This is a genomic window from Labrys sp. KB_33_2 (assembly GCF_052114505.1).
GTDB lineage: Bacteria > Pseudomonadota > Alphaproteobacteria > Rhizobiales > Labraceae > Labrys.
Genome location: NZ_JBFREW010000002.1, coordinates 289,353 through 314,175 on the forward strand (window position 1 = coordinate 289,353; position 24,823 = coordinate 314,175).

The following is a 24,823-nucleotide window of genomic DNA, read 5'->3' on the forward strand; positions in this document are numbered from 1 at the left end:
ATCAACCCGCCTTGTTTACACGCATGTACCAATCCACCAGTCGACGCACCTGGCGCTGGGTGTAGCCGCGCGCCTCCATGCGCTGCACGAACTCCGTATGCCGCTTCTCGGTCACGCTATCCTGCTTGGAGCCGAAGCTGATCACCGGCAAGAGATCCTCGACCTGGCCAAACATCCGCTTTTCAATGACTTCGCGCAGTTTTTCATAGCTGGTCCAGGCCGGGTTGCGGCCATTGTTCCTGGCCCGGGCGCGCAGGGTGAATTTCACCACCTCGTTACGGAAATCCTTGGGATTGGCGATGCCGGCCGGTTTTTCGATCTGGGACAGTTCCTTGTCGAGCACCTCGCGGTTGAGGACCTGGCCGGTATCGGGATCCTTGTAGTCCTGATCCTCCACCCAGGCATCGGCATAGGCGATGTAGCGGTCGAACAGGTTCTGGCCATATTCTGAGTAGGATTCGAGATAGGCCTTCTGGATCTCGTGCCCGATGAACTCGGCGTAGCGGCTTGCCAGCTCCGATTTGATGAAATCGAGATAGGCGGTTTCCGTTTCCTTCGCGAACTGCTCGCGCTTGATTGCCTCTTCCAGGATGTACATCAGATGCACGGGATCGGCGGCCAGTTCCTGGGTGTCGTAATTGAAGGTCTGCGACAGGATCTTGAAGGCAAAGCGCGTGCTGACGCCGGTCATGCCTTCATCGACGCCGGCGGCATCGCGATATTCCTGCACGGCCTTCGCCTTGGGATCCAGTTCCTTCAGGTTTTCGCCGTCGTAGATACGCATTTTCGTATAGAGCGGCGAATTGTCGAACTCGGCCAACCGGGTCGACACCGAGAAGCGGCTGAGAAGGTCGAGCACTTCCGGCGCGCAAGGGCTGCTGGCCAGTTCGCTCTCGCGCAGAAGCTTCTCGTAGATCTGCCTTTCCTCGGTGACACGCAGGCAATAGGGCACCTTGACCACCAGGATGCGGTCGAGGAAGGCTTCGTTGTTCTTGTTGCTCTTGAACTGCAGCCATTCCGACTCGTTGGAATGGGCCACGACGATACCCTGATAGGGGAAGGCGCCGAAATTCTCGGTGCCGTTATAGCTGCCTTCCTGCGTTGCGGTCAGCAGGGGATGCAGAACCTTGATCGGCGCCTTGAACATCTCGACGAATTCGAGCAGCCCCTGGGTCGTGCGGTTGAGCCCGCCGCTGTAGGAATAGGCATCCGGGTCCGACTGGCTGAAATGTTCGAGCTGGCGGATATCCACCTTGCCGACCAGGGCCGAGACGTCCTGATTGTTCTCATCGCCCGGCTCGGTCTTGGCAATGCCGATCTGGCGCAGCCGCGAAGGCACGAGCTTGACGACGCTGAATTTGGAGATGTCGCCCGACAACTCATCGAGGCGCTTGGTTGCCCATGGAGAGATCAGGCCGTTCAGACGCCGCCGTGCAATACCGTATTTGTCTTCCAGCAGATCGCCCATCCGGTCCGGATTGAAGAGACCCAGCGGCGATTCAAAAACCGGGCTTATCTTACCGCCGACCTTGAGCGTGTAGATTGGACGCTCCTCCATCAACTTCTTCAGCCGTTCCGCCAGGGAAGACTTGCCGCCACCGACAGGGCCGAGGAGGTAGAGGATCTGCTTGCGCTCTTCCAGTCCCTGAGAGGCATAGCGGAAATAGCCGACCAGACGCTCGATCGTATCTTCCATGCCATAGAAATCGGCGAAGGCCGGATAGGTCTTGACCGTGCGGTTGGCAAAAATCCGTCCGAGGCGCTCGTCCTTGCTGGTGTCGAGCAGCTTCGGCTTGCCGATCGCGTCGATCATCCGCTCGGCCGCGGAGGCATACATCGATTGGTCCTCGCGGCACGCGAGCAAATATTGCTGGAGGCTCATCTCCTCCTGGGCCGCGTTGGTATAAAGTTCCGCAAACAGGTCGAAAACGTCGCTGTTTCTCTCAGTCATGGCAGCCTCCCATGGTGGCTGATCGGGTTGACTGCGCCCTTGCTCACTCAACTGCAGGAAACCCGTAGAGTTCCGAGTGACTCACAAAGAACATCCGCTAAGATTGCGGCATATTATGGTAGTCTGGTGCCGGTAAGTATTTTTATCCAGAGTGCGATCGAAAAATTAATGTTCGTCGCCCGGCCACCTCACGCTTGTGGCTCTAGCCGCAAGTATGAATCGGCTGATCAACAGGGATCAATCTAACGCATCATCGTTGATTCGTCCGTGTGCATGCGCACCATTCACAGCCAAATCCGGTATCGAGCGGCGGGCAATTAGAGCGAATGCTGCACTGCAGCCAACATGCCGCGGCAAAGCGACGCGACCGGAGCCGGAGACTGTCTTCGCGGGGCTGAGGTCAACGATAGCTGGCAAAGACCTGGGTGGTGCCATCCTTGCGCAGCAGCAGGACGTCGTATGGCTCGGCATCGGCGCTGCCTTCTCCCATGCCGGGCGAACCGACAGGCATGTCGGGCACCGCCAGCCCAACCGCGTCGGGGCGTTCGGAGAGCAGGCGTGCAATCTCGCGGGCTGGAACATGGCCTTCGACGACATAGCCGCCGATCAAGCCGGTATGGCAGGAGGCAAGATCCTGTCGCACCCCCAGCTGCAGCTTGCGCTGCTGCAGTTCGCTCGACGGGAGTTTCCGGACATCCGTCGTATAGCCTTCTCCCTGCAGATGGCGGGCCCACCCGATGCAGCAACTGCAGCCCTCGGTGGTGAGGATCTCGATCACGGGACCGGTGGCATGGGCGAGGCCGGGCAGAGAAACCAGTATCGCAATCGAAAGGCTTCGCAGAGGTCTCAGAACATATTTTCTCTTCATGTTCATGCCTTTGCCTCGATAATTCGACGTAGTTTCTGAAGCTTGGTCTCGCGCGGTTCATGCATGTCGAGCATGCTGGCAAACTTGCCGTCGGCACCCATAACATAGACGCCGGCGGTATGATCCATGCTGTACTCGCCGCCTTCGATCGGCACCTTGCGGGCATAGGCCGCGAAGGCCTTTACCACTGCATCCGTTTCCGTCCGACTGCCGCGCAAGGCCAGGATGCGTTCATCGAACGAGGTCATGTATTGCGCCAGCAGGTCCTGGCTGTCCCGTTCCGGATCGACGGTGATGAACAGGACGTTGAAGGCCCCGGCGGCAGGGCCGAGGGCACTCATCAGTTCGGTGAGATCGGACAGCGTGGTCGGGCAGACGTCCGGGCAATGGGTGAAGCCGAAAAAGGCGAGATAGGGCTTGCCGGCCAGCCGGGCATTGTCGATCACCTCTCCCTTGTGCGAGGTGAGCCGCAAGGGTCCACCCACCGCCGCCATGTCGATGACGGGCTTTTCGAGCGCAGACTGCTTAGGTTCGCCTTTCCATGCGTCCGGCAGCAGGGCATTCGCCCCGAGCAGAAGAGCGGCGACTGCGATCACGCTCCAGGCAGCGACGCGGATGACTTTCAGGGCGATCATTGTGCCGGTTCCTTACGCGGGCGTTGCCCTGCCAATTCCAATACCAATTTCTGTCGTCTCATTCGCTTTGGTGCGTCCTGGGCCGCCGCCTCGAAGGCAAGGAGCGTATCGGCGACCTCGGCCCTGAACCAGGACGAAGCCGGATCCTGATCGAGGCGGGCTGACCACACCATCGAAACCGCCGGCAACGTGAGATCGAGGGGAGCAGGGCCTGCCGTCAGGCCGAAGCGCGGTCCGTAAAGCTGTGCCATGCGGGTAGGGATCGTGGTGATCATCGGCGAGGCGGCGACGGTCGCCAGGACGCTCAGAAACTCGGACGATGCCGACACCACGTTGAGCCTGGCGTCGATGGCATCGAGGGCGGCCTCTAGACAGCCTTGCAGGCTGTCGGTCAGCGTGACCAGCGCATGCGGCAGCGCCAGATAATCGGCCAGGCTGATCGGCAGGTCGATATCGAGTCGGTCGGGATTGAAGACGCAACTCAAGGCCTGCTCGAACAGGAATTGTGCCTTGTGGCGCTGCGCAACGGCCTGGAAACAGCCGACGGCCAGGTCCAGCGTGCCTTCATCCAGCAGGCGATGAACCTCGTCGCTTCCCGTCTGCCGGCTGAGCAGCCTCAGGCCGGGTGCGGATCTGCGCAGGCGGGCCGTGAGCTCGGGTATCAGCAACAGCTCCACCTCGCTGGAGAAGCCGAGGCGGAATGTGCGCTCCTCCGTCGCCGGCTCGAAGGTGGAGGGCGCATGGAGAGCGGCTTGAATCTGCGCAAGGGCCACGCGAACCGGGTCGGCCAGGGCGAAGGCATAGGCGGTGGGCTGCATCACGGTGCCGACGCGGACGAAGAGTTCGTCCAGCAACAGCACGCGCAGGGTCGACAGGCTGTGGCTCATCGCCGGCTGCCCGACCTTGAGGCGGGTCGCCGCGCGCGTGACGCTGCGCTCCTGCATCAAGGCGTCGAAAGCCACCAAGAGGTTGAGATCGAAGGAACGAAGATCGAAATGGTTAATGTGCGACATGAGCCGTATCGATTTCTAATATGACATCGATAGCGCTAAATCCTGCATCGGACAATGCCGTCCTTCGAGGCGGCAGATGTGGAGCAGGATATGGAACAGGACACGGAACAAGCCCTCGGATCCTATCGGGTCGGCGCAGCCACCATCACCAAGATTCCGGAGTTGGCCCTCGAGGGGATCGATGCCGCTCTTCTCTATCCCGAGTACGATTCCGAGGCGGGAGCCGAGGAAGTGCGAAAGCTGGGCCCGGGATCGGTCGACCGGCAGACGGGGCTGTTGCGCCAGAGCGTTCACGCCTGGCTGGTCACCACCCCCGATCGGATCATCCTCGTCGATACGGCTTCCGGCAACGACAAGGAACGCCCCGGCCTGGCAGTGCTGCATCATCTCAATGAGCCGTTCCTCGAGCGATTGAGTGCGGCCGGCGTTGCTCCGGGTGACGTCGATCTGGTGCTGCTGACCCACATCCATGCGGACCATGCGGGATGGAATACGAGCAAGCTCGGAGAGCGATGGATCCCCACCTTTCCGAACGCCCGTTACGTCTTTTCCGCCCGCGAGCGCGCTTATAACGCGGCGCTCGCGGTGGCGACTAGCTCGGATGCAGCGATCCGGGCCGAAGCAAGCCTGGGGCCCATGGCTCGCCTGCCGCTTCCGGGCGTGTTCGAAGACAGCGTGGTTCCCATCCTCGAAGCAGGGCTTGCCCGTGAAATCGTGGTGGATGGTTCGGAAGTGGAGGAGGGCTTCTCCTTCTTTCCCAGCCCAGGGCACAGCATCGACCATGCTTCGATCGGCTTTCGCTCGGAAGGCGAATACGCCCTGTTCTGGGGCGATGTGCTGCATCACCCCCTCCAGGTCGCCAGACCGGATTGGAACTCGACCTATTGCGAATTCCCGCAGGCGGCCACGGCGTCACGCCAGTGGGCGCTGAACCATGCCGCCGAGACCGGCGCCCTCGTGCTGACCACGCATTTCGCCGAGACCTCAGCGGGCCGAGTCCGTCGTGACGGCAGCGCCTTCAGCTGGCAATTCGTCTGATAAGGAACCTGTCATGACTTCAGCCGATACCCTGTCGATGCCGCGCATCATTGCCCGGACCCTGCTGATCGCAAGTGATACGCCGGGCATCCAGTTGCAACTCCTCAACAAGCGACCGGACGGTGTGAGCACGTTCAGGTCCGAGCGCACTTTGGTGATGATGCATGGCGCCACCTTTCCCTCCGCGAGCCTGTTCGATGTGCCGGTAGGCGAGGGCTCGTTCATGGATGTGCTGGCCCGCGCCGGATACGATGTCTGGGCTGTCGACGCCCGGGGCTATGGCGGCTCCACCCGTTTGCCCGAGATGGAACGACCGCCCGAGGACGGCGTTCCCCTGACGCTGGCCCATACGGCAGTCCGGGACCTCGCCGCCGCGGTCGACTTCATCCGTAGCGAGCGCGGCATAGCGCGGCTCGGTTTGCTCGGCATGTCCTGGGGGGCGACGGTGGCCGGCATTCTTGCCAGCCAGCCGGATGCGCCGGTCGAGAAACTCGTGCTGGTGACGCCCCTCTGGCTCTCGGAAAAGCCGCTGCGCATCGATGCGGGAGGGCCGCTCGGAGCCTATCGCCTGGTGAGCCCGAGAGCTTTCGAGGCGGCATGGAAAAGCCCGGCACCGGAAGAGGCGAGAGGGACATTGATACCCGAGGGCTGGTTCGAAACCTGGGAGAAGGAGACGCTCGCGACCGATATGGGCTCGCCCATGCCCGGCACGATCAGGGCGCCCTCCGGTGCCGTGCAGGACGTGCGCGAGCATTGGACCGCTGGCAGGCCGCTCTACGACCCCTCGGACATAGGCTGTCCGGTGTTGCTGGTCGGTGCGGAGTGGGACATCGATGTCCGGTTCGACATGGCGCATGATCTGTTCGGCCGCCTCACCAAGTCGCCCTACAAGCGCTTCGTCGAGATCGGGCAGGCGACGCATATGGTGCTCATGGAAAAGAACCGGGGGCAGGCCTTCGATGCGGTGATCGGCTTCCTTAATGAAGGTTTCATGCGGGGCGATTACTTGGCTCGGTAGCAGGCGGGCATTGGCGCGAGCTTGGCCTGCTCTGGTTTACGGGTCGGGTCGCCGAGATCGGCGGGCCCAAGGAGGCGAAAGCATGAGGGCGAGTGCGACCGGCTGGCGCAGAACCGGGATGACTCTCGCCATCCTCGCCACACTGGCCGGCCTGGTCCTGTTTTTCTTTCTCTCGCGCTTTCTCGATCCCGATGCCCTCTGGAAAATCGTCAACGGGCAATGCGTGCCGGAACAACAGCAGCAGGCCGAGCGCCGGCATTGCGCCGAGGTCGACATCAGCAAGGGTGTGGATCGCGGTTTCGCCGTCCTCAAGGACAATGCCCCGACAAAACCCTACAATTATCTGCTCATTCCGACGAAACGCATCACCGGGATCGAGGATGCGACCCTCCTGGCGCCCGGTGCCGAAAACTATTTCGAGCATGCCTGGGCCGCGCGGTCCTATCCCGGCGCAATCCTCAAGCGCGACCTGGATTGGAATATGGTCGCGCTTGCCGTGAATTCGGCGAAGGACAGATCCCAGAACCAGCTTCATATCCATGTCAGCTGTGTCAGGGCGGGCATTCGCAACGCCCTGAAGGACAATGAGGCGAAGCTTTCGGAAGGCTGGGTGCCCCTGAAGCCGACAGCGTCCGATCCTTCTTATCTCGTTTTCAGGCTGAAGCGGGACAACCTCTCCGGCTTCAATCCATTCCAGGCGGTTGCCGACGGCATTCTCGAAGCCAGGGCCGCGATGGGCTTTCAGACCATCGTGGTGGTCGGTGCGGTCTTCAGGGATGGAAGCAGAGGCTTCTACATCCTCAGCCGCCGTCGGGAGGATGGTGCGCCGGCTCATGGCGAGGACCTGATCGACCCGACTTGTCAATTGGTGAAGCAGGCGCAATAGGGTCGCTCGAGGGCGCTGCACAAGACGGGCCCAAGCTCTATGTCGAAATGAGTTTCGCCCTTATGGAAGCCGACCAGGGCATCCTTGGTTCCGTCTCGATGGCGCGTGACGTCACAGAGGGGATCGAACGGGAACGGCAGGCGCGGCCCGATAGAGAGGTTTCAGGCGCCTGGAGCCACCAAATCCAGGACATGGCACTCAATCGACGATGCCGTCCCTGCCTTCGATCGCCATGAGCGTCGCGGTCAGCACGGCGGTCAGCCGTTCCTTGCCCTCGCTCTGCGCAAAGACTTCGGCCTGTGCAAGCGTCAGCGTGCGCCCGGCCTTGACCACCTTGCCGCGCGCCACGATACGCTCGCCCGCCGCCGGGGCCAGGAGATTGATCTTGAACTCGACCGTCAGCACGCCCTGGTCCATCGGCATCAGGCTGAGGGCAGCATAGCCTGCCGCGCTATCGGCAATGGCGCTCACGGCTCCGGCGTGAACGAAGCCATGTTGTTGAGACACCGCGCTGCTGGGCACGAGAGCGATCTCGACCCGGCCCGGCAACACGCCGGCCAGCGTTGCCCCGAGCGTATCCATAAGGCCTTGCTTTGCGAAGCTGGCCCGAATGCGGGCTTCGACCCGCGGGATTTCCAGTTCCGTCACCTAGCCTCCATTCGGATAGTGCTCGATGGGGCATTATCCATGATGCGTCTCGCTGGCACCACATTATTTGAAACTCAGCCGCTGATGCCTCGATGAAGTCGTACAAGAACATGCTTCCGGCCTACCGAAAATCCTGATCGGAAAACGTCTTGCATTCTACGTTGGATGGGCCGGCCAGGATAATAAGACGCATTGAAGTTACTGGGCTTTCTTGAGATAATGATGCCAGTGCAAAGAACGCCTGCCGAGGATGTTCTCAAGCAAGGCACGGTTGTCCTCGCGGGCGTTTGAGCAAAGCTCATGGCCTTGAGAGGAGGCGCATTATGGCAACGTTCAACGTCATGGGGCCCTTGGGGCTTTTGCAACACCGACGCTGGGAGGACATCGCCTTGATGATCCTCGGCGTCGCGATCGCCATCTCTCCCCTATGGTTCGGTAGCACCGAAAAGCCCACCGTGATGCTGGTCACGGCCCTGGTGGGCGCGGCCGTCGTGGTGCTTGCCGGGCTGGAGGTGGTGTTCCTGCGGCGCTGGGAGGAAATCTTGTTGCTCGCCTGCGGTCTGTGGCTGGCAATACAGCCATTGGTGTTCGCCTATGGTTCACCGCTGCGCAACTGGCACATCGTGCTTGGGGCGCTCGTGGCCATACTCGCGATCCTGGAACTCTGGCAGGATCGCAATCGCGATATGGCGGCGTAGGTTGCGTCGGCAGCGCGATAGGGCCGGGTCTCTTGTGGGCCCCGGCCTGTTCACACGAGTGTCCTCGACCAAACCCGGATTATGCTCGGGCGCTCTTGCCGCGACTAAGGGGCTCCAAGGATCAACTACGAGGCGTGGGACCCGGCAGGTGAAAGCAGCAAATCGGACAGGCTCTGGTCGTGGCGCAGTCTCAACAGATCGGCCGCATCGCGTACCACTTTCGAGATTTCCAGGAGTTGTTTGACGAGGGGGCTGGTCTTGCGCCAGATCATGCCGATGGTGCGCGAGGGTTGGGGATCTGCGAAACGGGCGATGGAGACATGCGCCGAGCGTGTTTCCATCGGCACTGCCATTTCCGGGATCAAGGTGACCCCGATACCGGCCCCGACCATTTGAACAAGTGTCGACAAGGAACTGCCGTCCAGCAATTCGCGCGTCCGCAGGGATGGGGCATTGCAGAAGGCGAGCGCCTGATCGCGGAAGCAGTGACCCTCTTCCAGCAAGAGCAGCCGCATCTCGCTGAGCATTTCCCGGTCCGGCACCGGCTTTCCCTCGTCCTCACTCGGCCTCACCAGCACGAAGCTTTCGGTGAACAACGCGACCTCGTTGAAGGACGGCTCCGATACCGGCAAAGCGACGATGGCGGTATCGAGACGCCCGTCGATGAGTTCCTGAATCAGTCGGGGCGTCACAGTCTCGCGCACATGGATGTCCAGGCCCTCATGCGAGCGGGCGAGATTGCCGACGAGGGTCGGCAGCAGATAGGGAGCAACCGTCGGGATGATGCCAATGCGCAGCGGCCCGACCAGTTGGTCCTGCCAGGCTTGGGCCAGGTCTCCCAACGCCTCGACTGCGCGCAGAATGTCGCGGGCCCGTGTGGCGAACTCGTTGCCGAAGCTGGTGAGCCTGATCTGGCGCGCGCCTCTTTCGAACAGCGCCAGGCCCAGGCCTTCCTCTAATTCCTTGATCTGCATCGACAAAGCGGGCTGGGAGATCGCGCACGCATCGGCCGCCCGGCCGAAATGGCTATGCCGGACCAGTGCCTCGACATAGCGCAACTGCCGGAGCGTCAGATTTTTCATAAGCTGACCTTATCGCAATAATCGGAAAAGCTGACTTAAACTGATGAGAGAACTCTAGTAAAGCTCTAAACGGGGGCGATGAGGCGAGTCGGATGTGACCCAGATTCCGCGTTGTGATCCCCGAGACATGCCGCCTCGAAGGCGCACAGAATTCGGGTGGCTGCGATTAATGTCGTTTGCAGGGTGTTCTATTGCGGTCAAGCAGTTGGCGAGAAGCCATACCGCGTTCGTGAGCCACTCTCTCATGGGCCACTTTGTCATGGACCATGACACGCAATTGTCTTTCTGAGACGCGATAGTTCCTGGCCAAAGTCCTTGGCCAAGCAAATTTCATCAACAAGAACCATTGGAGACGATCATGGACGGAAGCGATACGCCGACCCCCGGCAAGTGCCCTGTTGCGCATGGGGCTCGTCCCGGCTTTGAGGTTCGCTCGAACCGAGACTGGTGGCCGAACCAACTGAACCTGAAGATCCTGCACCAGCATTCTGCCCTGTCCAATCCGATGGGCAAGGCGTTCGACTATGCTGAAGAGTTCAAGAAGCTCGACCTTGCCGCGCTGAAGCAGGACCTGTTCGCGCTGATGACGGATTCGCAGGACTGGTGGCCGGCCGATTTCGGCCATTATGGTCCGCTGTTCATCCGCATGGCCTGGCACAGTGCCGGCACCTACCGCACCGGCGACGGGCGCGGCGGCGCCTCCTCGGGCACGCAGCGCTTCGCCCCCCTCAATTCGTGGCCGGACAACGTCAATCTCGACAAGGCCCGCCGCCTGCTCTGGCCGATCAAACGCAAATACGGCAACCAGATCTCCTGGGCCGATCTGATGGTCCTGACCGGCAATTGCGCCCTGGAATCGATGGGCTTCAAGACCTTCGGCTTTGCCGGCGGCCGCGAGGATGTGTGGGAGCCCGAAGAGGACATCTACTGGGGCACCGAGAACGTCTGGCTCGACGACAAGCGCTACACCGGCGACCGCAATCTGGAGAACCCGCTCGCCGCCGTGCAGATGGGCCTGATCTACGTCAATCCGGAAGGGCCGAACGGCAATCCCGATCCTCTGGCGGCGGCCCGCGACATCCGCGAGACATTCGCCCGCATGGCGATGAACGACGAGGAGACGGTGGCGCTGATCGCGGGCGGCCATACCTTCGGCAAGACCCATGGTGCCGGCGATGCGGCCAATGTCGGTCCCGAGCCCGAGGCGGCCGGCATCGAGCTGCAGGGCCTGGGCTGGCACAACAAGTTCGGCACGGGCAAGGGGGGCGATGCCATCGGCTCGGGCCTTGAGGTGACCTGGACCTCGACGCCGACCAAATGGAGCAACAACTTCTTCTGGAACCTGTTCGGCTATGACTGGGAGCTGACCAAGAGCCCGGCGGGTGCCCATCAGTGGCAGCCCAAGCACGGGGCGGGTGCCGGCTCGGTGCCGGATGCGCATGACCGCTCCAGGCGCCATGCCCCCTCCATGCTGACCACCGACCTGGCGCTGCGTGTCGACCCGGCCTATGAGAAGATCTCCCGGCATTTCTTCGAGAACCCGGAAGCCTTCGCCGACGCCTTTGCCCGGGCCTGGTTCAAGCTGACCCATCGCGACATGGGCCCGCGCGCCCGCTATCTCGGCCCGGAGGTTCCGGCCGAGGAGCTGATCTGGCAGGATCCGCTGCCGGCTGTCGACCATGCCCTGATCGACGAGAAGGACGTGGCCGATCTCAAGGCCAGGATTCTGGCTTCGGGCCTGTCGATTTCCGAACTCACCGCCACGGCCTGGGCCTCGGCCTCGACCTTCCGCGGCTCCGACAAGCGCGGCGGCGCCAATGGCGCGCGCATCCGTCTCGCCCCGCAGAAGGACTGGGAGGCCAACCAGCCGGCGCAGCTGGCCAAGGTGCTCGCCACGCTGGAGGAGATCCAGCAGGGCTTCAATGCGGCGCAGGCCGGCGGCAAGAAGGTCTCGCTCGCCGACCTGATCGTGCTGGGTGGCAATGCCGCGGTCGAGCAGGCGGCCAAGCAGGCCGGCCATGAGGTGACGGTGCCCTTCGCACCGGGCCGCACCGATGCGAGCCAGGAGCAGACCGATGTGGAATCCTTCGCCGTGCTCGAGCCGGTGGCGGATGGCTTCCGCAACTATCTGAAGACGGACTACAGCGTGCCGGCCGAAGGGCTGTTGGTCGACAAGGCCCAGCTCTTGGGCCTGACGGCGCCGGAACTCACCGTGCTGGTCGGGGGCCTGCGCGTGCTCGACGCCAATGCCGGTGGTAGCAAGCATGGCGTGCTGACCGACCGGCCAGGGGCGCTGACCACCGACTTCTTCGTCAACCTGCTCGACATGGGCACGGCCTGGAAGGCGACCTCGCCGGCCGAGGACGTGTTCGAGGGCCGCGACCGCACCACGGGCGAGGTGAAGTGGACCGGCACCCGCGCCGACCTGGTGTTCGGCTCCAACTCCCAGCTGCGGGCGCTGGCCGAGGTCTATGCCAGCCAGGATGCCAACGCCAAGTTCGTCACCGACTTCGTCGCCGCCTGGACAAAGGTCATGAACGCGGATCGCTTCGATCTGGCGTGATCACCGTGAAGGTTGCCTGGCTCCGTCGGGAGCCGGGCACAGCATGGAAAGCCACCCTCACAAAGGGTGGCTTTTCGCGTTCAGGGCAGGCTTTCTGGTTGCCGATGCTGCCGATATGCTCCAGTGGCGAATGAAGCGCGGTGCGAGGATTGCAGATGCCGATGTCCGATTTTCTCAAGGACCTGCTGGCGCGGTTCCCGCTCGAGCTCGGCTGCGGGGAGGTGGGAACCCTCAGCGAGTCGGCCCTGGATCATCTCGACTGGCGCGTGCGGGAAGCTGCCGCAGCGGGAGCCTTGCGCAGCCTGGAGACGGGAACCGGCCATACCACGCTTCTGCTCGCCCGCTACGCCAGATGGCACAGCGTCTATGCCGGCGGCGGGCAGGCCACATTGCCGGCGGGCAGAGGCTTCACGGCGGAAAACATCACCTGGATCGACGGCCCGGTTGCCAGAGCCATGCTGGTGCAGCCGCCGCAGGAGGAAGTCGACATCGCCGTTCTCGGCGGCGCCGACGGCTATCCGGCGGCCGATCTTGCCTTCGCCGCCATCCGCGAGCGGCTGAAGCCGGGCGCCTTGCTGGTAATCTCGGACATCCGCATCCCCAGCGTCCATCAACTCTATCGCTTTCTTCTGACAGACGACGCCTTCCAACTCGACAAGGTGGCCGTTACCACCGCCTTCTTCGATTACCGGTCGGGAGCCGAGGCGAAGGGGCTCGCCGCAACCTGGTGGCAGCAGCGCTATAACGCCCAGCTCTTTCCGGCCTTCGCGACGGGGGAGTTGGAGGTTGGAGCGAGCCTGCCCGTGCGCCTGGCCTTCGATGCCGTGCTGCATCGCCGCTCGCCCCACCTCCTGCGCGGCTTTGCCCTGGAGGATGGCCGTCCGGTCAGCGAGGGTCGCGAATCCCATCTCACCTTGAAGTTCGCCGAGCCACAAACGGGAAGGCGGCGGGTCGTCATCGAGCTCGAGCCGATGGCGGTCTCAGCGCGGCGGCAGGCAGGGCTTGCGCCGGGTGTCACGATCCGCGTCGGGTCCTGGGAGGCTGCCTCGATCCGGTTCGAGGATGACCGGCGTCTTGCGGTCGCGTTCAGCCTGGATCCGAAGGCGGAGGACCGGCTCGACCTCGTCTTCCAGCACGAGGGCCTGCCCATGGCCGACAGGAGCCTGAACGGGCGGCAATGCAATTTCCGCCTGCACGCTCTCGAGGTTTCCGCCGAGCGGGCGGATGCACCGGTCAATCTCGTGCAGCGGGTCGACGGCTCCGTGATGTCGTTCGATCAGGCTGGCCGGCGCTTTTCCTTTTTCGTCGATGATCTCGGCGATTCCGTGCAGAACTTTCATGTCCACGGCCGCTTCTACGAGCTCGATGATCTCGAAGCGCTGCGAAGCTTGGTTGGCAGCAAACCACGTATCCTGGAAGTCGGCGCGCATGTCGGCAACCACACGGTCTATTTTTCCCATTTCTTCGACGCCGCCATCGTCGTGCCTGTGGAACCCAATCCACGCTCCCAGGCGATCCTGCGCCTCAATTGTCAGCTCAACCATTGCCGGAATGTCGATCTCAGCCGCGTCGATCATGCGCTCGGAGCGAAGGCCGGGCGGGGCAGGGTGGTCGCGGTGGCGGACCACAATTCGGGCGGAGCAATGGTCGAGCCCGGGAATACCGGCCCTCTTGTGATTGTCAGGGGTGACGACCTTTTCGCGAGTGAGGATTTCGACCTCGTCAAGGTCGATGTCGAAGGCATGGAGTTGGAGGTCCTCGGCGGTCTCGACGGCCTGATCGACCGCTGCCGCCCCCTGCTGTTCATCGAAGTTCGGGACGACCATGAAACGACCCTGGAGCGCCTGCTCGCCTCCTGGCATTATCGGATCATGCGGCGAAGCCGGATGTATGAAGGGCTGACGAACGTCGTTGCGCGCTTCGAAAAGGAGGCGGAAGCCTCCCCGCTGCGACGTTTCGGCTGGGTGTTTCGCCGTTGATCCCGCCATTCTTTCTCGTCGTCCCTCTATGATTGAGGGGATGAACGCGTGGCGGCAAGAAATTCTCCTAAAATACTGTAATGAATTACTGTAATTATTTGAAAACATTGACTATTTAATAAAATTTTTGTAATGAGACATGATGCGGAGCCATTGGTGTGGCTGGCCACGAGTAGGCGCGGCCACAGTCTTGCACCATCCGGGCGGCCAGTCTTTTCACCACCCGAACGAACAGGATTTCTACCCGTCCGGGCGTTCCCAACCGCGGCAAAACGCGATCTGCTAAGCCAACCAAAAATCCCCAGGACGAAGCATTCGGGGGAACAGGCAAGAGGCCGGTGTCGGGCTGCCTGCGGGATCATGGATAGATGACGGGGGACGCCTTGGATGGATGAGAGCAGGCCACTCAGTTTCCGCGAGGACGTGCGCAGCCTGCTGTTCAGGCTGCTCCTTTCTGTCGTCAGTGAACGCGAGCCTTCTCTGGCCGCGGTGCTGGCCGGCACCGAGCCTCTGGATAGGCTCGACAAGAAGCAGCGCATCTGCGCGCTGCAGGCGACCGGAATCTGGTTCCAGCTCGTCGCCATTGCCAACGAACTCCTCGCCGTGCGCGCTCGGCGCGAGCTCGAACAGATCGGCGGCGCCGACGAAATCGTTGGCTCCTTTTCCAACGTGCTGGGTGAGATCGCCGCCGCCGGCTATCCGGCCGAGGAAGTGCAGGCGGCGCTCGACCAATTGTGGGTCGGGCCGACCATGACGGCACACCCGACCGAAGCCAAGCGGGTCACCGTTCTCGAGATCCACCGGCGCATCTATCGCAAGCTCACCGAGCTGGAACAGCATCGCTGGGCGCCGCGCGAGCGCGAGCAGCACGTCAACGACCTCGCTAGCGAGATCGAGCTGCTGTGGATGTCGGGCGAATTGCGGCTCGAACGGCCATCGGTCGAGCGCGAAATCGCCTGGGGCCTCCACTTCTTCCGCGAGGTCATCTTCGAGGCGACGCCCCGGATCTACGAGACGGCCAAGGAGGCACTGGGGCGCCACTACCCGGAATATGACCTCAAGGTGCCCTCCTTCCTGCATTTCGCCTCCTGGATCGGCGGCGACCGCGACGGCAATCCCAATGTCACGGCCAAGACCACGGCCTATGCACTCGATGCTTGCCGCCAGGCCGTCATCGGCTGGTATATTCAGCAGGTGCGCCGCCTGGTGACCTTGCTCAGCGTCAGCGCCAACGTCGTCGACATTCCCGAGGATTTCGGCCAGGCCCTGGCGCGCCTCCTGAGCTCGACGGGCACGGCATCGGCCGTGACGGCACGCAATCCCGGGGAGCCCCTGCGCCAGTTCGCGGCGGGCATGCTGGAGCGTCTGCGCGCCCTGCGCAGCGAGTCTCTCGCCGAGCCCTATGCCCGGGCGGATGCCTTCAACGCCGATCTCGGCGATCTCGAAAACGTCCTCATCAAGCTTGGCGGCTCGCTGACGGCGCGGCGCCTCATTCGCCCCCTGCGCCAGCAGGTCGAGAGTTTCGGCTTCCGCACCGTCTCGCTCGACATCCGCCAGAATTCCACGGTCGTCAATCGCGTGCTGGCCGAGTTATTCGGCCAGATCGCGGCAGACGAGGTGCTGCAGCCAGAAACCGGGCAATGGAGCACTCGCCTGCGTTCCGAGCTGCAATCAGGCAGGAGACCAACGCTTGATCGGGCAGCCTTGTCCGACGAAGCCCGGGAATTGCTCGACCTCTTCGACGTCATCCGCGACGCGTCGGTGGATCCGAGCACAGGCGCCATCGGTGCCTTCATCCTGTCGATGACACGCTCCTGCGACGACCTACTCGCTGTCTATCTGCTCGCCCAATATAGCGGCCTGGCCACGGCCGCCGACGGCAGCGGCACCATCAACCTGCGCGTGGTGCCGTTGTTCGAGACCATCGCGGATCTGCGCACTGCCCCCGACATTCTCGACCAATTGTTCGGGATTTCGATCGTGCGCCGATCGGTGCGCGAATTCGCCAACCGCCAGGAAGTCATGCTCGGCTATTCCGACAGCAACAAGGATGGCGGCTTCCTCGCTTCCAACTGGGAGCTGAGCAAGGCCCAGCGGCGCATCGCTGCGCTGGGTCTCAAGCGCAAGGTCAAGATCAGCTTCTTCCATGGCCGCGGCGGCTCGGTCAGCCGTGGCGGGGCGCCCACCGGCCGCGCCATCGCGGCCCAGCCGGCCGGCACCATCGACGGGGTCATGCGTGTGACCGAGCAGGGCGAGGTGGTGTCGTCGAAATTCGCCAATCGTGGTACCGGCCTCTACCAGCTCGAGATCCTGGCCGCGAGCGTGTTCGCCCACTCTGTCAAGTCGCGTAACGAGAGCGAGCTCAAGGACATCCCCGAGTTCAACGAGGCCCTGGAAGCGCTCACCGGCATGTCGCAGGCTAGCTATTCCGGCCTGATCCGCGAGCCCGGCTTCATCGACTATTTCAACCAGGCCAGCCCGGTCGAGGAATTGTCGCTGCTCAAGATCGGATCGCGCCCGGCGCGGCGCTTCGGCGCCCGCGACATCTCGGATCTGCGCGCCATTCCCTGGGTCTTCGCCTGGAGCCAGAACCGGCACCTGATCACCAATTGGTATGGCATCGGCAGCGCGCTCAACTCCTTCGTGGGCGTTCGCGGCGATGCCGGCCTCGACCTCCTGCGTCAGATGTTCGAACGCTCGCGCTTCTTCCGGCTCGTCGTCGACGAAGTGGACAAGGGGCTCTACCAGACCGACATGGAGATCGGGCACCTCTATGCCTCGCTGGTGCAGGACAACGAGGTGGGTGAACGCATCTATCGCAAGATCGCGGCCGAATATGACCTGACCCGCAAGATGATAGGCGAGGTCAATGGCGGACTGGCCCTTTCGGAGCGATTTCCCTCTTTCAAACGCCATTTCGACCAGATCCGCCCGCAGATGGATGCGATCCACCGCCTGCAGGTTCAGCTTTTACGGGAAGTCCGTACCCAGGACGGCAAGTCCGCCAGCCCCAAGCGGGCGGTCAATGCCCTGCTGCTTTCGATCAACTGCATCTCGGCCGGGCTCGGTTGGACCGGCTGACGATGGTCATATCAGCGCCTCCGGGCGTCACAAGGGAGAGTTTCATGGATAGCCCAGTCAGATCCGGCAGCACCGATACCGGCCATTTCTTTCGCGATACCCTGTCCAAGGCCGATCCGGCGGTCAGCGGTGCCATCGGCCGCGAGCTTCATCGCCAGCGCGAGGAGATCGAGCTGATTGCCTCCGAAAACATCGTCTCCAGGGCGGTGCTTGAGGCGCAGGGCTCCGTCCTTACCAACAAATATGCCGAGGGCTATCCCGGGCGCCGCTACTATGGCGGCTGCCAACACGTCGACGAGGTCGAGGAACTTGCCCGCGAGCGGGCGCGGCAGTTGTTCAACTGCAGCTTTGCCAATGTGCAGCCCAATTCGGGCAGCCAGGCCAACCAGTCGGTGTTCATGGCCCTGATGCAGCCGGGCGACACCTTTCTCGGCCTGAACCTTGCCGCGGGTGGCCATCTCACCCATGGTGCGCCCGTCAACCAATCGGGCAAGTGGTTCAACGTGGTTTCCTATGGCGTCGACCCCAAGACGCATCGGATTGATCTCGACGAGGTGCGCGCCCTCGCCAAGACCCACCGGCCCAAGCTGATCCTGGCCGGTGGCTCGGCCTATCCGCGCATCATCGACTTCAAAGCCTTCCGCGAGATCGCCGACGAGATCGGCGCCAAGCTGTTCGTCGACATGGCGCATTTTGCCGGCCTGGTTGCAGGCGGCGTTCATCCCAACCCGCTCGACCATGCCCATGTGGTGACCACCACGACGCACAAGACCCTGCGCGGCCCGCGCGGCGGCATGGTGCTGTCGAATGACGAGGACATCGGCAAGAAGATCAATTCGGCGGTCTTCCCCGGCCTGCAGGGAGGGCCCCTGATGCACGTCATCGCCGCAAAGGCCGTCGCCTTCGGCGAGGCGCTGACGCCCGAGTTCAAGACCTATGCCGCCAATGTCGTCGATAACGCCAAGGCCCTGGCGGAGGGACTGTCCAGTGGCGGCGTCGACATCGTGTCTGGCGGTACCGACACCCATCTGATGCTGGTGGATCTCACCCGCAAGAACCTCACCGGCAAGGCGGTGGAAGCCGCGCTCGGACGCGCTCACATCACCTGCAACAAGAACGGCATTCCGTTCGATCCCGAGGGACCGATGGTCACCTCCGGAGTACGCCTGGGCACGCCGGCCTGCACGACCCGCGGCTTCATGACCGAAGAATTCAGGCAAGTTGCACGCCTGACGCTCAAGGTGATCGACGGTCTTGCCGCCGATGGCGAAGAGGGCAACGGCGCCGTGGAAACCGGCGTGCGCGAGGAGGTGCAGGACCTGCTCGCCCGCTTCCCAATCTATGATTGAATCAGAGTGAAGTGGAAGGCCATGGCCATTGTCCAAGTCATGGCCTTCTACCCGCTGCCGTGGCCTGGGCCTGCAATTCTGAAAACGTGCCGGTGTCGAGGCCGCGTCAGTTCGGATCGTTGAGATCGACCGGCCCGGCCTCGGAGACCGGTCGGCCGAGCGTATCGGCCACCCATCGCGCCACGCTCGGACCGATGACCAGCACGATGACCAGCCGAACCGTCTGCAAGGCCATGACGAAGGGAGTGTCGACATGGGTCGAGGCCGCGATGATGGCGGCCGCATCGACCCCGCCCGGGCTGGTGGCGAGATAGGCCGTCAGCGGATCGACATGCAGGAAGATCACGAGCAGCCAGGCCAGAAAACCGCAGAAGGCCATCAGAAGGACGGTAGCGCCCACGCTCGGCAGCAAGGCCCGGGCGGCTGCGGCCAGGATCTGCGGCGTGAAGCGCAAGCCGGTGTTCCAGCCGATCAGCGTATAGCTCGCGATGAGCACGATCGGCGGCAATTCAATCCGGACCCAGCCCAGCACATTGAAGAGCGCGCCGAGTGCCAGGGGGCCGAGGAGCATGCCCGCGGGGATGCGCAGGAGGCGGCCGATGCCGCCGCCGGCAAGCGCGATCGCTGCCGTCGCCAGGAGATCGCTGAACGCCATCGGCGGGAAAAAGCCGGTCGCGAAGCGGCCGCCGCCGTCCTGAACGAAAAGGAGGGCGATCAGCGAAGCGGCCGCAGCCACCAGAACCACGCGCAGATATTGCATGAAGGCGACAAGGCGGAAATCCGCACCATAGGCTTCCGCCATCGCCATCATCACGGTGGCGGCGCCCGGCAGCATGCCCCAGACTGCCGTGCTGCCGGCAATGATGCGCAAGCGGCTCATGCCCCATCCGATCAGCGCGCTCGCGGCGACGGCAAGGCCCACCACGGCACAGAATACCGGCCATTGCCGGGCAAGGCTGGCAAGGATCGTCGGATTGATCGCCTGGGCGATGAGGCAGCCGATCACCATTTGTGCTGCTGCGTTCAGGGACGAGGGAACCTTGACCGCTCCACCCGCCATCTGGAGCAGGACGCCGGCAGACAGGGGCCCGAGCATGAAGGCCGCGGGAAGCTTCAACCCTTGCAGCAGGCCCGCAAGCAGGATGGAACAGGCCAGCAATGCGGCCCAACGCCGAGCCGGCGGCGCGGATTGAAGAGAGAGGCGGGCAGGGCCCGGCCATCGAGCCAAGCGTTTCATGGCTGGAGCGTGACCTCGTCGGCCTTGGTCACGCGGGCGAGGAGCGGGAAGATGCGTTCGAAGGCGAAGGCATGCATGTCTGCAGCGCGGCCCGTGCAGGCGTCCTCCACCAGCACGACGGCATAGCCATGCTCATGGGCGGTTCGGGCGGTCGACTCCACGCCGATATTGGTGGCGATGCCGCCGATGACCACGGTGGTGATGCCGCGACGCCTCAGCTGCAGGTCGAGTTCGGTGCCGTAGAAGGCGCCCCATTGGCGCTTGGTGACCCGCAGATCGGAGGGTTCTGCAAGGCCGTCGGCCAGATCGGCCCAGCCGTCGGGAAAACCGCCGGGCGGTATTTTCATCGGCTGATCGACCGCTCCCGTGGGCGCGTCGCCGAAATCCGGAGAAAAGGCGACATTGACGAGAATGACGGGGGCGCCAGCGGCGCGAAACCGCCTGGCCAGGAGCTGCCCTTTGGCAAGCACGTCGGAGCCGGAATAGGGCTCGGTCGGCGTACCGACAATGCCCTTTTGCAGATCGATTAGAATGAGGGCCGTGGTGCGGGCGGGTAGGGCGAGCATGGAACCATCCTTTCGCCGGGTTCTCGACCGTCCTGTGCCGGGTTGCGCCGTGCGGGGAAGGTCGCTATTTATTTGAGGAATTGCTCAAGCAACATATCTATTTGAGGGTGGACTCAAATTTGTCAAGCCAGAAACGCAAAACCCTGGCGCCGCAGCGCGAGGTCGGCCGCCAACGCGTGGCGGAACTGCTGGAGGCGGCGGCGGAGGTGATCCAGGAGCGCGGGTTCGAAGCGACGACGATGGCGGAGATCGCCCTGCGCGCCGATGCCCGCATCGGCTCGCTCTATCGCTTCTTTCCCAGCAAGGACGCGGTGGCGGATGCCCTGATGGACCATTATGCGACGGTCCTTGCCGCGGCCTATGATTCCGTGCGCGACCAGGCAGGACATGTCACGCCGGAGGAACTGGCGGACCTCCTGATCGAGCTCCTGGTAAAGCTTCATCCCAAGGCACGGGCCGTCACGGCCTTGTTGGATTCGAGGACAGATTGGACGCAGATCCGCCTCCGCTTCCGCGCCCAGGCTCTTGCCGGCGTACGCGCAGCGCTGAAGGCCAACGCGCCAGGCCTGGCCGAGGCCGAGGCGGACGATATAGCGGCGGTCGTGCTCAACAACATGAAGACCATGGTCGGCATGATGCGCAGGGATGCACCCACGACCCCCGGTGCTCCCGACCAGCTCAGATTGATGAACCGTCTCTATCTGGCAGCCAGCCTGGCGCCCGCGCGGCCATGATGATTGATAGTCTGGGCGCGCTGTAGCTCTCTCTACCCTGGCGCAATCGCGTCATGCCCATGAAATCTTAAACCTCTAGCCTGATTTTGCTTGTCAAGGCGATGGAAGGTGCCGCAAGTACGATCCAGTTTGAGGATGCCGTGTCCATGCGTTCGAGTGTGTTGCCCGTTCTAACTTTCCTTGGTCTGGGTGCCGGTTCGCTCGTCTCCGGCTTGCCGGCGCATGCCGATGAACGCTCTCCCTATTCGGTACTGAACTTCTCCTCGCAGCCTGATGCCGGTCCGGACTGGATCGTGACATTGGGCGTTGGGGTTCAGTACGGGCCGACCTATGAAGGCGCTTCGAAAACCAGCGTCACGGTGCTGCCCTCCGATTTCGACATCAGGCGCGCCGGGGAAGCGCCAGGCTGGGGCGCCCCCGACGATGCGTTCTCCTTCGCCTTGTTGGAGAGCCATGGCTTTGCCATCGGGCCCGCGGCCGATTTCCGCGGTGGCCGCTCACGGTCGGATGAGCGGGACCTCACCGGGGTGCATACGGTACCCGCGACGCTGGATGCCGGCCTGTTCATGGAATATTGGCTGATCGAGAACCAGTTGCGTGCCCGGGCGGAGGTACGCCAGGCCCTGCGGGCGGGGCAGGGGCTGGTCGCTGATTTCTCGGCCGATTGGGTGCAGCCCTATGGCGCCTTCACTTTTTCCATAGGCCCGCGCCTGTCGGTCGGCAACGGGACCTATATGCGCTCCTCCTTCGGCGTGACGGAGCGCGATGCCCTGCGTAATGGGCAGGTGATACCCTACGACCCCTCGGCCGGCATCAAGGCTTATGGCGCCCTCGCTTCGGTTTCCTATCAATTCTCGCCAGCCTGGAAGGCTACGGTCTACGACAAGTTCGAGCGCCTGACGGGCGATGCCGCCGACAGCCCGGTCACAAAGCGCTTCGGTTCGGTCAATCAGAACACGGTCGGCCTCAGCCTGAGCTATTCCTTCGGCCTGAAGTTTCGCTAGAACGCGCTTTACGCCAAGACTTGTTGAGATTCAGGCCTTCCCATTGAAGACTGATTACGATTCAAGCTTTGGGTGGAACGATTTGTACTGCCCCCCACGCGCCTACCATGAGCGGAAAGTCGATCGTGACTTTCGCGCGGCTTTCCAGGCGAACTTCAGGATGGGGGCGGTGGTATTCAGCCCAGCCAAAAAGACGATGAGGGTTCGTCATCAAGCGACTAGGTTACCAGATTATAGTATGAACGAATGTTGCCGTATCTGCGCGGTAAGGCAATGCGGTTGACAGGCTTGCTGTCGCGCAATCACCTCATTGAGAAGGATCGTGCTTATGGATGAAGCCACTTCAACCGCGACACCGAAGACGGTACCTGCCCCGCGTGACCAGCATCTCCGCGACATGGCAGATTGCATCAGGTTCCTGTCGATGGATGCCGTGCAGAAGGCCAAGAGCGGTCATCCCGGCGCGCCCATGGGCATGGCTGACATCGCCACTGTCCTCTACAAGGATTTCATGACGTTCGATGCGGCGGAGCCCCACTGGCCCGATCGGGATCGCTTCGTTCTCTCCAACGGCCATGCCTCGATGCTGCTCTACAGCCTGCTTTACCTGACAGGCGAGAAGGACATGCCGATCGAAGAGCTGGAGCGTTTCCGCCAGGTTGGCAGCAAGACACCAGGTCACCCCGAATACGGCCATGCCGCCGGCATCGAGCTCACCACTGGCCCTCTTGGGCAGGGCATCGCGGATTCGGTCGGCATGTCTCTGGGCGAGCGCATCCTGAATGCGACCTTCGGCGACGATCTGGTCAACCATTACACCTATGTCTTTATGGGCGATGGCTGCCTGATGGAAGGCATCAGCGAGGAGGCGATCTCGCTGGCCGGCCATCTCAAGCTGGGGCGGCTCATCGCCTTCTGGGACAACAATTCCATCACCATCGACGGGGCGACCAGCCTCGCCGTGTCCGACAACGAGATCGAGCGCTTCCGGGCCTCCGGCTGGCATGTTCAGGAGATTGACGGCCATGACACCGACGCCATCCGCGAGGCGATCACGGCCGCCCGCGCGGTGACGGACAAGCCGTCGATGATCGCCTGCAAGACGATCATCGGCTTCGGCTTCCCCACCAGGGCCGGCACGCAGAAGGCCCATAGCGATGCGCCAGGGGAAGAGGAGATCGCCGGTGCCCGCAAGATACTGGGCTGGGACTCGCCGCCCTTCGTGATCCCCGACCACCTCCTGAAGGCCTGGCGCGACATCGGCTCGAAGGGAGCAAGCGCTCGCGCCGCCTGGCTGGAGCGTGTCAAGGCCACGCCGGAGCCGCTGCGCGCGGAATTCGAGCGCCGCCACAGGGGCGAACTGCCGGCAGATTGGAAGAGCGCCATTGCCGCCGCCAAGCAGGAGTTCATCGCTGGCGACAAGGGCATGGCAACCCGGCAGGCGAGCGGCGCCGTGCTCGAACACCTCGCCAACGCGATCCCCGAATTGCTTGGCGGCTCGGCCGACCTCACGCCCTCCAACAACACGAGGACCAAGAGCMAGGTCGAGATCAGGCCGGGCGCCTATGCCGGGTCTTACGTCCACTACGGCGTGCGCGAGCATGGCATGGCGGCTGCGATGAACGGCATCGCGCTGCATGGCGGCCTCGTCCCCTACGGCGGAACCTTCATGTGCTTTTCGGATTATTGCCGCCCAGCCATCAGGCTTGCGGCGCTGATGCGCATCCGCACGATCTTCGTGATGACGCATGATTCGATCGGTCTGGGCGAGGACGGCCCCACCCATCAGCCTGTCGAGCATCTGGCGGCACTGCGTGCCATCCCGCATCTGGGTGTCTACCGCCCCGGCGATCCCGTCGAGACGGCCGAATGCTGGGAACTCATCCTCGATCAGCCGCGCCGTGCCGCACTCATCGCACTGTCACGCCAACCCATGCCGCTGCTGCGCCGGGAGGCGAGCCTGGAGAACAAATCCGCCCGCGGTGCCTATGTCCTGCTGGAAGCCGAGGGCGGAGCGCGTAAGCTGACCATCCTGGCGACAGGTTCCGAACTTCATCTCGCCGTCGAGGCCCGCGAAATCATGCAGCAGGAGGGAGTGCCCACGGCCGTTGTCTCCATGCCCTGCCGCCTGCTCTTCGAGGAGCAGGATCTTGCCTACAAGAAGGCGGTGCTCGGCGAAGGGACCGCGCGCGTCGCCGTGGAAGCAGCGGTGGAACTCGGCTGGGAGCGCTATCTCGGCTTCGAGGGGCGCTTCGTTGGGATGCACGACTTCGGTGAATCCGGCAAAATCGACGATGTCTACAAGAAGTTCGATATTACGACGGATGCTGTCGTTCGTGCCGCCCGTGCTGTCGTCAGCGGAGATGGTTCGTGAAACGGCATAGGTCTAAGTGACCGCCAAAGTGGCTGAGAACGACCAGCGCAAGAAGCCTTTGGCCCTCCTTGCCTTGTGCTGGCGTTTCCTCGACTTCTG

General features: G+C 63.0%; 19 protein-coding genes. 11 read left to right on the top strand and 8 right to left on the bottom strand.

From position 1 onward, the window contains the following. Nucleotide 1: 1 nt before the first annotated feature. The 4 genes from AB4037_RS04645 to AB4037_RS04660 all read right to left on the bottom strand — a co-directional run bounded on the left by AB4037_RS04645 (nucleotide 2) and on the right by AB4037_RS04660 (nucleotide 4,467). A complete protein-coding gene (locus AB4037_RS04645; protein ID WP_434960722.1) occupies nucleotides 2-1,951 on the bottom strand; it encodes a PrkA family serine protein kinase in 1,950 nt (649 codons plus the stop codon). A gap of 400 nt (nucleotides 1,952-2,351) precedes the next feature. Next, nucleotides 2,352-2,825: a DUF411 domain-containing protein gene (locus tag AB4037_RS04650; RefSeq protein WP_441770696.1), complete on the bottom strand. Its 474-nt coding sequence runs from the start codon at nucleotides 2,823-2,825 to the stop codon at nucleotides 2,352-2,354. Then, nucleotides 2,822-3,454, bottom strand: coding sequence for an SCO family protein (locus AB4037_RS04655; RefSeq protein WP_434960724.1), 633 nt, complete (start codon nucleotides 3,452-3,454; stop codon nucleotides 2,822-2,824). Before AB4037_RS04655 ends, AB4037_RS04650 begins: the two co-directional genes overlap by 4 nt. Further along, entirely contained in the window at nucleotides 3,451-4,467 is a 1,017-nt protein-coding gene (locus AB4037_RS04660; protein ID WP_441770697.1) for a LysR substrate-binding domain-containing protein, read from the bottom strand. The genes AB4037_RS04655 and AB4037_RS04660 overlap by 4 nt, the downstream gene beginning before the upstream one ends. A 90-nt stretch (nucleotides 4,468-4,557) precedes the next feature. On the opposite strand from AB4037_RS04660, the gene AB4037_RS04665 reads away from it, so the two are divergent. From AB4037_RS04665 to AB4037_RS04675, 3 genes are all read left to right on the top strand, one after another. Continuing rightward, the gene (locus AB4037_RS04665; protein WP_441770698.1) at nucleotides 4,558-5,505 is read left to right on the top strand and encodes an MBL fold metallo-hydrolase; all 948 of its coding nucleotides are present in this window, start codon (nucleotides 4,558-4,560) and stop codon (nucleotides 5,503-5,505) included. A 13-nt stretch (nucleotides 5,506-5,518) separates the two neighbouring features. After that, the gene (locus tag AB4037_RS04670) at nucleotides 5,519-6,523 is read left to right on the top strand and encodes an alpha/beta hydrolase (RefSeq protein WP_441770699.1); all 1,005 of its coding nucleotides are present in this window, start codon (nucleotides 5,519-5,521) and stop codon (nucleotides 6,521-6,523) included. Nucleotides 6,524-6,605: 82 nt separating this feature from the next. Continuing rightward, on the top strand, nucleotides 6,606-7,409 hold the full coding sequence (locus AB4037_RS04675; RefSeq protein ID WP_441770700.1) for a CDP-diacylglycerol diphosphatase: 804 nt from the start codon (nucleotides 6,606-6,608) through the stop codon (nucleotides 7,407-7,409). A gap of 198 nt (nucleotides 7,410-7,607) precedes the next feature. Here the strand turns inward: AB4037_RS04675 and AB4037_RS04680 are convergent, their stop codons facing one another. Then, nucleotides 7,608-7,991, bottom strand: a complete 384-nt coding sequence (locus AB4037_RS04680) for a PaaI family thioesterase (RefSeq protein ID WP_434961352.1) — start codon at nucleotides 7,989-7,991, stop codon at nucleotides 7,608-7,610. Nucleotides 7,992-8,380: 389 nt separating this feature from the next. Here AB4037_RS04680 and AB4037_RS04685 point away from each other — a divergent pair, with 389 nt between their 5' ends. After that, nucleotides 8,381-8,755, top strand: coding sequence for an SPW repeat domain-containing protein (locus tag AB4037_RS04685; RefSeq protein WP_441770701.1), 375 nt, complete (start codon nucleotides 8,381-8,383; stop codon nucleotides 8,753-8,755). A 125-nt stretch (nucleotides 8,756-8,880) separates the two neighbouring features. Here AB4037_RS04685 and AB4037_RS04690 read toward each other — a convergent pair whose 3' ends face one another. After that, on the bottom strand, nucleotides 8,881-9,837 hold the full coding sequence (locus AB4037_RS04690; RefSeq protein ID WP_441770702.1) for a LysR substrate-binding domain-containing protein: 957 nt from the start codon (nucleotides 9,835-9,837) through the stop codon (nucleotides 8,881-8,883). A gap of 358 nt (nucleotides 9,838-10,195) precedes the next feature. Between AB4037_RS04690 and katG the strand changes: the two genes are divergently transcribed. From katG to glyA, 4 genes are all read left to right on the top strand, one after another. After that, a complete protein-coding gene (katG, locus tag AB4037_RS04695; protein ID WP_441770703.1) occupies nucleotides 10,196-12,400 on the top strand; it encodes a catalase/peroxidase HPI in 2,205 nt (734 codons plus the stop codon). 161 nt (nucleotides 12,401-12,561) lie between these two features. Continuing rightward, complete coding sequence (locus tag AB4037_RS04700) at nucleotides 12,562-14,379, top strand: FkbM family methyltransferase (protein WP_441770704.1); 1,818 nt, start codon at nucleotides 12,562-12,564, stop codon at nucleotides 14,377-14,379. Nucleotides 14,380-14,766: 387 nt separating this feature from the next. Next, nucleotides 14,767-17,460 (top strand): phosphoenolpyruvate carboxylase, encoded by a 2,694-nt coding sequence (locus AB4037_RS04705; RefSeq protein ID WP_441770705.1) that lies wholly within the window; start codon nucleotides 14,767-14,769, stop codon nucleotides 17,458-17,460. A 44-nt stretch (nucleotides 17,461-17,504) separates the two neighbouring features. Next, complete coding sequence (glyA, locus tag AB4037_RS04710) at nucleotides 17,505-18,809, top strand: serine hydroxymethyltransferase (RefSeq protein ID WP_441770706.1); 1,305 nt, start codon at nucleotides 17,505-17,507, stop codon at nucleotides 18,807-18,809. A 106-nt stretch (nucleotides 18,810-18,915) separates the two neighbouring features. Here glyA and AB4037_RS04715 read toward each other — a convergent pair whose 3' ends face one another. Together AB4037_RS04715 and AB4037_RS04720 are read right to left on the bottom strand one after the other, a co-directional pair. Continuing rightward, on the bottom strand, nucleotides 18,916-20,046 hold the full coding sequence (locus tag AB4037_RS04715; protein ID WP_441770707.1) for an AbrB family transcriptional regulator: 1,131 nt from the start codon (nucleotides 20,044-20,046) through the stop codon (nucleotides 18,916-18,918). Continuing rightward, nucleotides 20,043-20,612: a hydrolase gene (locus AB4037_RS04720; RefSeq protein ID WP_441770708.1), complete on the bottom strand. Its 570-nt coding sequence runs from the start codon at nucleotides 20,610-20,612 to the stop codon at nucleotides 20,043-20,045. Before AB4037_RS04720 ends, AB4037_RS04715 begins: the two co-directional genes overlap by 4 nt. A gap of 119 nt (nucleotides 20,613-20,731) precedes the next feature. Here AB4037_RS04720 and AB4037_RS04725 point away from each other — a divergent pair, with 119 nt between their 5' ends. The 3 genes from AB4037_RS04725 to tkt all read left to right on the top strand — a co-directional run bounded on the left by AB4037_RS04725 (nucleotide 20,732) and on the right by tkt (nucleotide 24,724). Next, nucleotides 20,732-21,346, top strand: coding sequence for a helix-turn-helix domain-containing protein (locus AB4037_RS04725; RefSeq protein WP_441770709.1), 615 nt, complete (start codon nucleotides 20,732-20,734; stop codon nucleotides 21,344-21,346). Between the two features lie 146 nt (nucleotides 21,347-21,492). Beyond that, the gene (locus AB4037_RS04730) at nucleotides 21,493-22,350 is read left to right on the top strand and encodes a MipA/OmpV family protein (protein WP_441770710.1); all 858 of its coding nucleotides are present in this window, start codon (nucleotides 21,493-21,495) and stop codon (nucleotides 22,348-22,350) included. Nucleotides 22,351-22,678: 328 nt separating this feature from the next. Continuing rightward, nucleotides 22,679-24,724 (top strand): transketolase, encoded by a 2,046-nt coding sequence (gene tkt / locus AB4037_RS04735; RefSeq protein WP_441770711.1) that lies wholly within the window; start codon nucleotides 22,679-22,681, stop codon nucleotides 24,722-24,724. Nucleotides 24,725-24,823: the final 99 nt, after the last annotated feature.